A 12733-nucleotide genomic window follows, 5' to 3' on the forward strand; every position below is an offset into this window, starting at 1 on the left:
TCGTTCGCTGTGGCAATAAAAGTTTTTTTAGAATCCATGGCGAACGAGACGTTCGCCCCACAATTTTTTATTCCTCAAATTTTATTACTTTTGGCTTTCAATATTCTATTCAACCATGCGATTAAAAAATAAAATTGCTCTTATTACTGGAGCCGGACGTGGGATTGGGGAAGCCATTGCTTTAGGATTTGCCCGTGAGGGAGCCGATGTCATTATCAACGAAGTAGCAGGCGCAGATTATGCCGAAGAAGTAGCCGCCAAAATCAGAGCAATGGGCAGGCAGTCGGAGGTGATATATGCCGATATTTCAAAGGTTTCAGCAATCAGAGAGATGTTTGCAAAAATTACAGAAAAATATCATAAACTGGATGTATTGGTTAATAATGCAGGTATCACAGGCTGGAGTGATTTCTTTGAAACCGATGAAACTGTTTTTGATACGGTGATGGGTGTAAACCTGAAAGGCACTTTGTTTTGTTCCATTGAGGCCGCTAAAATTATGCGAGTTAATGGCGGTGGAAGCATCATTAATATCTCAACCATCTGCGCAGCACTGAGCGTAAAAAACCTGATTACTTATTCTACCAGCAAAGGGGGTATCCACGCAATGGCCGAACAGATGGCAGTAGAATTAGCACCTTACAATATCCGTGTCAATACATTTGGCCCGGGGCCTATCAATGTAGAACGTAACCTGAGAGAAGACCCTAACTACCGGACTAACTGGGGCGGTGTTGTACCTCTCGGACGAACAGGCGAACCCGAAGAAATGGTGGGTCCGGCAGTATTTCTTGCATCTGATGATTCAAGCTACGTATCAGGACAACTATTTTTTGTGGATGGTGCCTGGAGTGTGCAAGGCAAAATTCCGGTGAATAGCATGGATAGCCAATTGGCAAACAGTAATAAATAATGAACTACACCAGAAATATTTTCGTTGGGAATATATACCCCGAAGATATTGCGTGATGAGTTCAAAAGAAAAACTACTCCTTTTTATACTTGCCTGTATCAACTTTACACATATTGTTGATTTTATGATTATGATGCCCCTCGGGCCTCAACTCATGCAGATTTTTAATATTTCTCCCCGACATTTTGGCTTTATTGTTTCAGCCTATGGTTTGAGCGCCGGAATTTCGGGTTTTTTAGCTGCTTTTTTTGTAGATAATTACGACCGCAAGAAAGTAGTCTTATTTGCTTATATAGGTTTTGTAGCAGGTACATTTGCGTGTGCTTTTGCGCCTACGCACCAGTTTCTGATTGTGGCACGTGTAATAGCGGGTACATTTGGCGGCCTGATTGGTGCACAGGTAATGTCGATAGTAGCCGATACATTTGATTACCAACGCAGAGCTACTGCTATGGGTTTTATTACTACAGCCTTTTCTATAGCTTCGGTAGTGGGTATTCCGGCAGGTTTATTTTTAGCAGATAAATCAGGTTGGCACACACCGTTCCTGGTGATAGGTAGCTTAGGAATTATTGTAACTTTTCTGATTATCAAATACATTCCACCGATAGATAAGCACCTGAAAAACCGTCAGGAAAAATCAAGCCCTTTGGCTGTTATTACCAATATTCTGAAAAACAACAATCAGTTACGGGCTTTGTGGCTATCTACTACTATTATGTTAGGGCATTTCAGCATTATTCCTTACATCTCTCCTACGTTGGTTGCCAATGTAGGTTTTAGTCAGAATAACATTTTTCTTATTTATCTGGTAGGTGGATTACTAACCATTTTTTCTGCCCCTATTGTTGGCAGACTGGCAGACAAAAAGGGAAAATATCCTGTTTTTGTCATATTTGCACTCTTATCACTCATTCCTATTTATCTGATTACCAATATGTTTTCGGGGGCTGTATGGGCGGTTTTATTTGTGTCAGGTATATTCTTTATTTTTTCAAATGGCCGTATGATTCCTACGCAGGCCATGATTTCTAATGTAGTAAGCCCGCAACAAAGAGGCAGTTTTATGGCCATCAACTCATCTTTACAGCTTTTTGCACAAGCTATTGCTGCTAATATCGGTGGTTTTGTTATTCATAAAACAGCATCAGGTTATATTGAAAACTATAACTGGGTAGGTTATTTTGCTATTATTATGATACTGGCAAGCATTTTTATAGCCCGTACAGTAAAATCAATTCCTCAGTCAATCGTTACTAATGAAAGCCCTGTGAATGTTCCGTAAATAAATCTTTTATACTATGCTTCAGATAAAACCCTTACTCACGTATGTATTTATACTATGCTCAATAAATACTTTTGCCCAAGATTTTAAAACAGAGATAGAGAAATTCAGAGAAGAATATAAAGCCGAATTTCTTAAATCAAAGTTTTCTCCGCTCAAAGAAGAAGATTTTCAGTACCTGCGCTTTTATGCGCCTAACGAGAAATTCAAAGTAGAATGTCAGTTTACAGCCACTACAGGAGGCAAGCCTTTTCAGATTCCTACTACCACAGGCGAGACCAGAACTTACACCAAATTCGGAGTACTGACTTTCCAGATAGACGGGCAAACCTATCAATTAGCCGTATATAGGTCGCCTGATTTGCAACGCATACCTCAATACCGTGATTATCTTTTTGTTCCGTTTAAAGACCTAACTAACGGTAAAGAAACCTACGGTGGTGGCCGTTACATTGATGTACGTATGAAACAAATAGAAAATGATAAAATAGTTCTGGACTTTAATAAGGCCTATAACCCTTATTGCGCCTTTGGTGCGGGTTACAGTTGTCCAATCCCTCCACGAGAAAATCATTTACAGGTAGCTATTGAAGCCGGAGAGCAGAACTATGCTAAAGAACACTAAAAAACCTGTGTCTAAACTTTCTTTGCCGGATTACCGAAAACGGTAGCGTTATCAGGTACATCTTCAATAACTACCGAACCTGCGCCTACACGTGCATTTTTTCCGACTTTAATCCCTGTTACCACAATAGCACCCGAACCAATAAATGCGCCTTCGGCTATTTCTGACCCGGTATTTATCATAGCACCTGTACCTATATTTACATAGTCGGCTACTTTGGCTTCGGTATCAACTACCGCACCTGAATGTAGAATACAATGGTTGCCGATTTTGGCAAAAGGATTAATAGTGGCATTAGCCATTACTAAATTCCCATGACCAATAATCGCATTTTCCGAAACAGCTGCCCGGTCGTGTATTGCATTTACCGGCATTACATGGCGACGTTCGTTCAGAATCTCTACTACTTTCTTTTTTACCTTCGTATTACCAACTGCCACAAAAGCCTCGGTTTTTTGTCCGACAATTTTCAGAAAACCATCATCGTCTGTTTCTCCTAATACTACAATCTCTCCTATTTCGGTATTATGCAGTTTTTTATCATCATCTAAAAAACCATATACCAATACATTATTACGATTAAAAATATCTAAGGCTATTTTACCAAGTGTACCTGCTCCAAAAATCAATACGGGGTTCTGCATCTATGAATTTTCTTTTTAAAAATAATTGTGTTTACCTATGTGATGAGGTATTTATCTATGAGTTAATGGCTAACTCTTCCCGGCGTTTCCGATATAATTCAACAGCCTTATTTAACAAAACGTTCATTGCAGCAGGCATATGTGTAGAAAGAATACCTCCGTAAATAGCAGTATCGACATCTCTCAATGACTCTTCCAAAGATTCACTCGGTAGTCGGTTAATGATTTCTTTACTGGTATATGAAGTATAAGGTCGGTTTTCTAACCATTCTAAGTGTTCTTTCCACATCACGAGAGCCTTGCCTATATTGCCACTATCCAATGTACCACGAATTACCTTTTTGTAATTGCTCACAAAATCTTTATGCTTACGCGCAAATACAAACAGCCTGTATTGTTTTTCAATCCATTTACCAAAAAAAGCATAGATAATTCCTAAAATCCCTAATAGTCCTAATAAATACCCCAATATCTTCGGATAATTCACTTGTTGCTGTAAGGGCATCAATTTTGTATCAGTCTTGAGCATCAGCGAATCTGTACTTGTCCTTATCAGTTCTCTCAGAAAAACTGAATCCAATGGCGCAAATACAGCTGTACAATCCCGTTTACCTAAGATGTAAACAGGCAAATTGAATTTCTGGGTTTTATTAATGTCAAAAGTAACTAAGGTATAAACCACGCTGTCAAGGCTTCGGTTATTGGTAGTATTGGTGGTAAAATAGTTTCTTCTTATCAGTTCAAAAGGATAAAAATTATAGGCAGTATCCGGAAAAAACACTTCGTCAGAGGGAGAATGATAGTAACTTAATGCGTAATCAAATGGTCGGCCTAACTCAACACTATCGGTCAGAAATCGCCCGATTGGCTTCTGGGCATAGGCCTTATTGAACGTCAATCCGACAAAAATCAGTATTCCACTACAGACTATACGAATAGCAGCGGTAAAACTGATTTTATAAGATACGCAATAAGGCATTGTTTTATTTTCTTACTCTAAACAATTGTATAAGTTTTAACACATAATCTTCTCTTGAATCAATAGCCAGATAATTAGCATTGTGCTGTTTACATAGCTTTTCCAGTCGTATCTGATTATCTTCAAACATCTCTTTCATCTCTTTTTTAAAAGTAGGCGAAGAGGTGTTGAGCCAGACTGTCCGCTTACTCTCTTTATCCAGTACCGGAATAATACCCAGGCTCGGGAGTTTTATTTCTCTTTGGTCGTAGATATGTATTACTACTAAATCATGCTTACGAGCCAAGGCTTTCAGATTATGTTCGTAGTCTTTATCTAAAAAATCGGAAATTAAAAACACGACACTTCGGCGTTTCAGAATATTAAGCGCAAAGCCTATGGCAGCAGGAATATTGGTTAGCTGCGATAATGGCTTCATTTTAAACAAGCTCAATATAATTTCATAGCCGTGTTTTAAGCCATTGGCAGGTTTAAAATACAGTTCTTTCTGGTCGGAGAAGCAATATAAGCCCACATGCCCGGCCTCTTTAATGGCTGAAAGAGACAGTACTCCACAAATCTCTTTAGCTGTGTCTAACTTTAGTCGGCCATTGTTTCCTACCTCCTGCGAGGCACTTACATCAAGCATAAAAAAGACTGTTTGCTCTTTTTCTTCCTTAAAAATCTTCACATAAGCTCCATGACCTTTGGCAGTAGTAATCCAGTCGATAGTTCTTACATCATCGCCATACTGATAGGTACGTAAGTCGCTAAACTCCAGACCGGAGCCTTTGAAAACCGAACGAAAGTTGCCGTGCATCTGTGAATCTACAGCCTTACGGATTTTTATTTCGTACTTGTTGAGTTTAGAAATTATATCTTCTACCACCTTAATTCGCTGAATTTTTAGGGAGATTAACAAACTTTAACGTATTCAATCTCTTATTTTTTTCCGTAATTTGTTCTTTAATCTAAGAGTATGCTTAAAAATTATGATTCGACCTCCAAAGTCATCTTTTTTAGCTATACTTCGTTGCACTTTTTCGATGTAGCTGCCGCTTCGGCGGTCCGATGGCTACATCTGCAAAGTGCGCCCGCGCGGCGTCCGCTTGTCTATCTAAAAAATCTGTACTTTTCGGTCAGAAAAATAAAATTTAAACATACTCTAAAACGAAGATAAAGTGAAAATACTGACAAAAAAAATATTCTTGCATTTAGCCATTATTTCAACACTTATTTCGTGCATAGGAGACCCCACTCCTCCCGATGGTGTGATTGATGTAAACACAATGGCAAAAATTTTAGCAGATATTCATTTGACAGAGGCTAAAGTCAATCGTTTGAGTTTTCAGGCTTATGATTCTACCCGTGTGGTTTATTTAGAATTTGAACGTAGAATTATGGCTAAATACAAAGTAGATACTGCTAACTATAAAGCGAGTTACAGATTCTATGTACAGAACCCCGAACTGATGGTAAAAGTATATGAAGAGACGCTGAATATTCTGGACGAGAAGAAAAAGAACAAACAAATTAAAACGGATTGATAACCGTAAACAACCACAAGTAGATGCCAAAAGAAAACCTTGTTATTATCCCGACCTACAACGAAATTGAGAATATTGAAGCTATTATCAGAAAAGTGATGCATCTGGACGAAAGGTTTGATGTACTGATTATTGATGATGGCTCGCCCGATGGAACTGCCCTTAAAGTAAAAGAAATTCAGGAAGAATATCCGAATGAACTACATCTGATAGAGCGCAGTGGTAAATTAGGGTTAGGTACGGCCTATATTCATGGTTTTAAGTGGGCAATAGAGCAAGGTTATGAGTTTATCTATGAAATGGATGCCGATTTTTCGCATAATCCTGAAGATCTGATACGTTTGTATAAAGCCTGCAAAATAGATGGTTTTGATGTGGCTGTGGGTTCGAGATACATTAAGGGAGTAAATGTAGTAAACTGGCCTATGGGACGTGTGCTGATGTCTTATTTTGCCGGAGTTTATGTAAGGTTTATTACAGGCATGAAAATTATGGATCCTACTGCCGGATTTATCTGCTACCGTAGAGAGGTATTAAAAACTATTCCGCTCGACAAAATTGTTTTTGTGGGCTATGCCTTTCAGATAGAAATGAAATTCAATGCGTTTCTTTATAAATTTACTATAACCGAAGTACCTATTATTTTTACTGACCGCACCAAAGGTGTATCCAAAATGTCGACCAAGATTTTCAGAGAAGCCGTTTTTGGTGTAGTGATGATGAAAATCTGGAGTTGGTTCAAGAGTTTTAAAAGATAAAACACTACACAATTCCCATTTGCTTCATCAGAAACAGCGCATTCATGTTTTGAGTAACCCCTGGTCGTAATTTATAATCAAAAGTCATTTTATCGCCTTTAATAATAATTTCAAAGCAGATATTCTTCATCTTTTCAGGATATTTTGCTGCCATATTCGTCAGGTCTAAGTCATGGGTAGCAATCAGACCAAAAGCTGTTTTATAGTGAATTAGTTTCTCTAAAAACAATTCTGAACCTTGTAGTTTGTCTTTTGAGTTGGTTCCTTTCAACAGCTCATCTAAAATCACAAATATTTCTTTGCCTGTTTCAAGTAGTTTTACCACATGTTGCAAACGCAATAGTTCGGCATGAAAATATGATTCTCCTTCATCTATTGAATCGGTAATGCGCATACAGGTATAGACCTGAATCGGTTTAAAGATAAATTGTTCTGCACGCACCCTTGCTCCGAGCATAGCCAATATAAAGTTTGAACCAACAGCACGCAGAAAAGTACTTTTACCTGCCATATTAGCTCCTGTTACAATAAATAGCTGCTCGCCTTTATTTATCTTAAAATCGTTGTTGACACTTTTGCCTTTTTTCAGCAATGGATGCCCTAATTGCGTGGTATCTAAAATAACCGTATCTGAAACCTGGGGAACAGTATAAGATTGATTGGCAAAGTCATAGCAGGCAATACCTACCAATACTTCCCACTCATGTAAGATGGTAAATGCCTGTAATAGTGCTTCGCTGTATTGTCTTTTCCAAACCTCAAAACGGTGAGCACATTGGTAATCCCATAAGAAAAAAGCATTGAGAACAGGGGCAAAAAAGCTATTTCTGATAGCAAAATAAGCCGAAATAGTAGCTAATTTCTGAATGGCAGTAGAAATATACGAAGGATTAGTTAAGGTATCTTTCCGGCTTTTCAATATAGGTGCTTTAAACGCCTCTTTTTCTATCAACTGAAATAGCTGGCTATATCTTTGCAGGTTAGGCGTATTCTTACTGATATTCAGGTATAAGGCATTTAATTTCTTGCGGTTAACAAAAGAGAAGACCGATTGTAGAATTAAGGTCAATAACCATATTCTGAAGTTAATGACATCGAAAATCCAGAGCCCTAAAATGACGGCATTGATACCGGGTACTAACCACAACAGGAATTTAAGTTTTCCCATTAAATCTACGTCTTCACTTTTCAGCCATTTGAGTAGTTCCCGATATTTGGTTTCATCTTTTTCTAACAAATTTCCTGTGGCTAAAAAATCTACCCGCCAGTCAATTTTATGACTTAATTCTAAGATAGCCTCTTGTCTGGCCTCAATCATCTCTTTAGTCAGAAAAGGGAATTTCAATTGCTGCGCCAAGGTGTCGCTACCTGATTGGGTAATGCTTCTGTTTAATAACTGAAAAATGGAATAATTACCGAAAATATCTAAATCATGAGAAAAAAAATGGGTTTTATCTTCATACGCTTTTCCATTCCCAAATTGGTCGTAAACGCCATCTGCCGCTAAAACTTCTTTCTCACAAACCTGCAACATCGATTCATGGTATTGAATCTTTTCGATAATCCGCTGGTGGTAATTAACAAAAAAGAAGAAAGTGGCTAAAACTACTAAAGCACTACTGAGAAGCAAGGCAGAAGACCCGTCTCTGATAATAATAAAGAGAATATATGCCTCAACGATAGCTAAAAACAGCCGTAAGTAAGAAATAAGATTAGCAATGGATTTGTTTTTTGTTATAAATGCGGTAGCATCGCCTGCAATACGCTGATAGCTCATAATTTTGTTTTTGAGGGTTGTCTCTATGAGCTTTCACCGAATGAATTCGGTGGCTAAAATAACAAAGGAATAATTTTATAAGTGTAAAGCGGACTTAAGTCCGCTTATGTAAGAAAAAATACCTTTGTTATCTTAGACGGCGAATTCATTCGCTGATACTTAAGGAGTCAAATTAAAATACTATACAAGTCTTATTAAAGTAATACTTCCTACTAACCAAAAAAGTTCTACTCATCAAGAATATTTTCTTCTACCGAAGATTGTTTGCCCCCGTGCATAATATCTACTATTTCTTTGATATTATAAACCGAACGATTATAGCGATTACTCAGAAGGATAATAACGAAATCTTCACGCAAGTCAAAAAACATGATGGTATTATAACCTTTCCACCAGCCTGTGTGGTAAATATAGTCGGTCTGCTGTTTGGCATTTACCCATAGCCTGAATCCGTAACCGTAGTTTCGCAAGCCCGGATGTTCAAAGCTACGCGGCAAAACCATTTCTTTGAACGACTCTTTGGTAATGAGTGTATTATTCTTTAAAGCGGTATAATATTTCAACAAATCTTCAACTGTTGAATATACCCCTTTATCGCCTGTTATATCATCGTAATAATCTTTCGGCAGGCGTTGTCCGAACTGATAACCATAGGTACGATTGATATTGATAGAATCATTTTTAGTAGTAGCAATGAACGAATTTTTCATACCGATGGGTAAGAAAATATTTTCACGCATGTATTCATCAAACGATTTACCTGAAACTTTCTCTACCAAAGCGGCCAGAATAGCGAAATTGGTATTGTTATAGCTGAAGAAGTGGTCGGGTAAATTAAATATAGGTGGTACAGGTTGTGCTTTGGCAAACCATTGCATCATGTTCTGGTTGGTCGGGTAGATTTTCTCACCTCTTACCATTTTATCAAAAGTGTATTGGTAAAACGGCAAACCCGAACGGTGGCAAAGCAAACTGCGTATGGTTACACCATCGTAAGGAAAATCAGGGAAATAATCTTTTACAGTATTGTCTAAGCCTAATTTGCCTTGTTCGGTCAGTTTCATCACTGCCACTGCCGTAAAGGTTTTAGATAATGAAGCTAACTGAAATTTTGACTGCAAACCATTGCGGATGGTGTCTTTAAAATTGGCATAACCAAAGGCTTTTTCATACACAATCACATCTTTCTGTGCAATCAGCACATTGCCGTTGAATCCTTGCGCTAATTTCTTTTGCATTACCTCGTCAATCAAAGCTGCTTTAATATCAGCCTTAATGTCTTTTCTGATTCTTTCCTCCTTTCTTTTCAATTCGGCACTATCTACTACCGCAACAGATGACTCGGCTGAGTCAGCAGTTTTGTTTTGGCATGAAAAATTGAGAATAACACAGAAGAAAGCAAAAATATATAGAGACAAACGCATTTTTAAGAACCCAGTAAATAAGATTAATATACGATTTAAAAAATCGTTCTCTACCAACGTTAATTCCCTCTTACGTACTGCAAGATGATAATCATAAAAGAAGTGAAAACTACACTACAAATGATTTTCAGAATCGTAATAAGGAAAAAAGCAAAACCACCTGCTTCTACAAAAAACAAAGTTGAGTGATGAATTAAAGTCAGAATTGCTACATAACGAACAAAGCGTTCGGCACCCATATCTTTCAGAGATATAACGATTTCGTTTTCAATACCTTTTGTCGGAAAAAGGAATTTTATAATGTATCCTCTCAGATAACCCACAAGCACACTTGCTGACGCATGTACTCCCGCAGTATTATAGAAAATATCAACTAACAATCCGGTAAGGAAACTTATGAGTATAACCCATACAGGCGGAATCTCGTCAGGCAATAATAAGATACAGGCAATATAAACGAAGCAAAAAGCCACATCAAAAAATACAAAATTGCGAAGCACCACAATTTGCAACAACAAATAAATAAAAAAGGTAACTACTAACCGTATGACCGTCTGTGAATTCATTTATAGTCCGGGGTATGATTAACATAGAATATGCAATGTCTGCCTATTCTATGATTGTCTGAATCTTATTTTTTAACTTCAACTTTAGTACTTTCTTCCAATTTCTCCTGTTCGTTTTTCAACTTATTGTTAACCACATATACATAAGAAATATTCTGAAAATCGGTTGCTAACTCCACTTCAATATCAAAAAAGGCCTGGTCTTGCTTGGCGCTTAGTTTACGTATTTTTCCAACCATTGTTCCTGACGGAAAAATAACGTTCTGTTCAGAGGTCATTACCGAGTCGCCTTGCTTGATAGGTTTAAATCTATCAATAGTGGTCAGGTCAATTACTCTTGGGTTTAGTCCACCCCATTTGGCAATTCCTAAAGCCTTATCGCTTTTGTCTCGCAATGCTTTATTCTTAACTTCACTTGAAACATTGAAGTCGGCATGAAGAATTGAATACACCCGTGAAAAATGGTCTGAACACTGCATCACTTGTCCTACTACTCCTTGCGGACAAATAACACCCATACCGGGCTCAATGCCATCTAATTTACCTTTATCAATTGTCAGGTAGTTTTTCGACAGATTAACCGTATTGTTCACTACTTTAGCAACCTTAAATTCAAATCGCTGAGCAAAAGCCGAATCTACCTTATAGTAATCTCCTTCACGGCCCTTCAGTTGTTGCATAGCTGTTACTGCTTTTTTCAATTCAGCATTTTCCTTTACCAACTGTTCGTTTACATTGCCTAAGTTCATGTAACTCTTTACATAATTAGAGGCTTCGAGGGTTTTGGCAGCGTAGTAGTTTGAAGTATTAAAAAACGACACCTCCCAGTAATAGTCGTTTTTAACTATTAACCAGAAACTAATCAATTCTAAAATCACAAACAATAGGAAATTTCGTATCCGAAATATTAAACGGAAGAGTTGCGACATAAGTCTTTATGGATTGAAACTACAAGTAACAAGTTATAAGAATACAACTTGTTACTTGTAGTTTGAAGCTTATTAAATCTACTGAACAATAACAGCTCTATATTTTTCTATATTTTTCAAAACCTCTCCGGTTCCACGCACCACTGCACGAAGTGGATCATCAGCTACGTGAATCGGCAGTTTTGTTTTAATAGCCAAACGCTTGTCTAAGCCATGTAATAAAGCTCCACCACCTGTCAGGTAAATACCATTCTCGTAAATATCGGCTGAAAGCTCCGGTGGAGACATTTCAAGTGCACGCATGATAGCCTCTTCAATCTTAGAAATAGACTTATCTAATGCGTAGGCAATTTCGCTATAAGTAACTTTAATTTCTTTCGGAATACCAGTCATCAAGTCACGGCCACGGATTTCAATATCAGCCGGAGGATTATCTAAATCAGGTAATGCCGCACCTACCTGAATCTTGATAAACTCTGCCGAACGCTCACCAATCAACAAGTTATGTTCACGACGCATATAGTCCACTATATCTCTTGTAAACAAGTCTCCTGCAATACGAATAGAGGCCTCACACACAATACCCGAAAGCGCAATAACGGCAATCTCTGTAGTACCACCGCCAATATCAGCAATCATAGACCCATTTGGTTGCTCAATATCAATGCCAATTCCGATGGCTGCTGCAATAGGCTCATGCACCATATATACCTCTTTTGCACCTGCGTGCTCACACGAATCTTTTACTGCACGTTTTTCTACCTCGGTAATACCAGAAGGAATACAAACTACCATGCGGTGCGATGGTGAGAAAAACCAGTTACGACCGGTTTCAATCATTTTAATCATCCCACGAATCATTAATTCGGCAGCGGTAAAGTCGGCAATTACACCATCTTTAAGAGGGCGGATAGTTTTTATATTTTCATTCGTTTTTTCATGCATTTGCATTGCTTTGTGTCCTATCGCCAACACTTTTCCGGTAATTTTGTCCAAAGCAATAATAGAAGGTTCATCTACCACAATCTGGTCCTTGTAGATAATAAGGGTATTTGCCGTACCCAAGTCAATCGCGATGTCACTCGTGAGAAAGTTAAACAATCCAGCCATATCGAGCTTTATGAGTTAATGAGTTTTTTAAATTTGCCCGCAAATTTACAATTATTATTTGCAAAGTTTTGTGAAAAATAAATTTTTTACTTTTTAATTGGCCGAATAGTATAAATAAATTCATTGAAATCTTGCCCTATTTTACTTTGGGAGGTTTTTTTTGAATTTTTATAAGAAATTAAAATTTGCAAATAGTT

Annotated in this window: 13 protein-coding genes; 5 read left to right on the top strand and 8 right to left on the bottom strand. The window is 37.7% G+C overall.

Translation table 11 applies throughout. The features are described from left to right. The first annotated feature begins 115 nt into the window (after window positions 1-115). The 3 genes from EWM59_RS00590 to EWM59_RS00600 are packed head-to-tail and all read left to right on the top strand — an operon-like array spanning window position 116 to window position 2823. Complete coding sequence (locus tag EWM59_RS00590) at window positions 116-913, top strand: SDR family NAD(P)-dependent oxidoreductase (RefSeq protein WP_130018999.1); 798 nt, start codon at window positions 116-118, stop codon at window positions 911-913. 55 nt (window positions 914-968) lie between these two features. After that, window positions 969-2198 (top strand): MFS transporter, encoded by a 1230-nt coding sequence (locus EWM59_RS00595; RefSeq protein WP_130019000.1) that lies wholly within the window; start codon window positions 969-971, stop codon window positions 2196-2198. 16 nt (window positions 2199-2214) lie between these two features. Then, the gene (locus EWM59_RS00600) at window positions 2215-2823 is read left to right on the top strand and encodes a DUF1684 domain-containing protein (protein ID WP_130019001.1); all 609 of its coding nucleotides are present in this window, start codon (window positions 2215-2217) and stop codon (window positions 2821-2823) included. Between the two features lie 11 nt (window positions 2824-2834). Here the strand turns inward: EWM59_RS00600 and EWM59_RS00605 are convergent, their stop codons facing one another. Genes EWM59_RS00605 through EWM59_RS00615 form a run of 3 tightly spaced genes read right to left on the bottom strand, consistent with a single transcriptional unit; the run spans window position 2835 to window position 5314 of the window. Further along, window positions 2835-3467 (bottom strand): acetyltransferase, encoded by a 633-nt coding sequence (locus EWM59_RS00605; protein WP_130019002.1) that lies wholly within the window; start codon window positions 3465-3467, stop codon window positions 2835-2837. Between the two features lie 55 nt (window positions 3468-3522). Then, the gene (locus tag EWM59_RS00610) at window positions 3523-4446 is read right to left on the bottom strand and encodes a hypothetical protein (RefSeq protein WP_130019003.1); all 924 of its coding nucleotides are present in this window, start codon (window positions 4444-4446) and stop codon (window positions 3523-3525) included. Between the two features lie 4 nt (window positions 4447-4450). Beyond that, a complete protein-coding gene (locus EWM59_RS00615) occupies window positions 4451-5314 on the bottom strand; it encodes a DUF58 domain-containing protein (protein ID WP_130019004.1) in 864 nt (287 codons plus the stop codon). A 292-nt stretch (window positions 5315-5606) separates the two neighbouring features. Between EWM59_RS00615 and EWM59_RS00620 the strand changes: the two genes are divergently transcribed. After that, complete coding sequence (locus tag EWM59_RS00620; protein WP_130019005.1) at window positions 5607-5972, top strand: DUF4296 domain-containing protein; 366 nt, start codon at window positions 5607-5609, stop codon at window positions 5970-5972. A 23-nt stretch (window positions 5973-5995) separates the two neighbouring features. Next, a complete protein-coding gene (locus EWM59_RS00625; RefSeq protein ID WP_130019006.1) occupies window positions 5996-6730 on the top strand; it encodes a polyprenol monophosphomannose synthase in 735 nt (244 codons plus the stop codon). Window positions 6731-6734: 4 nt separating this feature from the next. Here EWM59_RS00625 and EWM59_RS00630 read toward each other — a convergent pair whose 3' ends face one another. The 5 genes from EWM59_RS00630 to EWM59_RS00650 form a co-directional block, all read right to left on the bottom strand. Beyond that, window positions 6735-8507, bottom strand: coding sequence for a MutS-related protein (locus EWM59_RS00630; protein ID WP_130019007.1), 1773 nt, complete (start codon window positions 8505-8507; stop codon window positions 6735-6737). 227 nt (window positions 8508-8734) lie between these two features. After that, window positions 8735-9931, bottom strand: coding sequence for a serine hydrolase domain-containing protein (locus tag EWM59_RS00635; protein ID WP_130019008.1), 1197 nt, complete (start codon window positions 9929-9931; stop codon window positions 8735-8737). Between the two features lie 59 nt (window positions 9932-9990). Next, window positions 9991-10497, bottom strand: coding sequence for a hypothetical protein (locus EWM59_RS00640; RefSeq protein ID WP_130019009.1), 507 nt, complete (start codon window positions 10495-10497; stop codon window positions 9991-9993). A 65-nt stretch (window positions 10498-10562) separates the two neighbouring features. Further along, a complete protein-coding gene (mreC, locus tag EWM59_RS00645) occupies window positions 10563-11426 on the bottom strand; it encodes a rod shape-determining protein MreC (RefSeq protein ID WP_130019010.1) in 864 nt (287 codons plus the stop codon). A 78-nt stretch (window positions 11427-11504) separates the two neighbouring features. After that, window positions 11505-12536, bottom strand: coding sequence for a rod shape-determining protein (locus EWM59_RS00650; RefSeq protein WP_101728069.1), 1032 nt, complete (start codon window positions 12534-12536; stop codon window positions 11505-11507). Between the last annotated feature and the right edge of the window lie 197 nt (window positions 12537-12733).

Origin of the sequence: Emticicia agri (genome assembly GCF_004168285.1) — a bacterium.
In the GTDB taxonomy this organism is placed as follows: domain Bacteria; phylum Bacteroidota; class Bacteroidia; order Cytophagales; family Spirosomataceae; genus Emticicia; species Emticicia agri.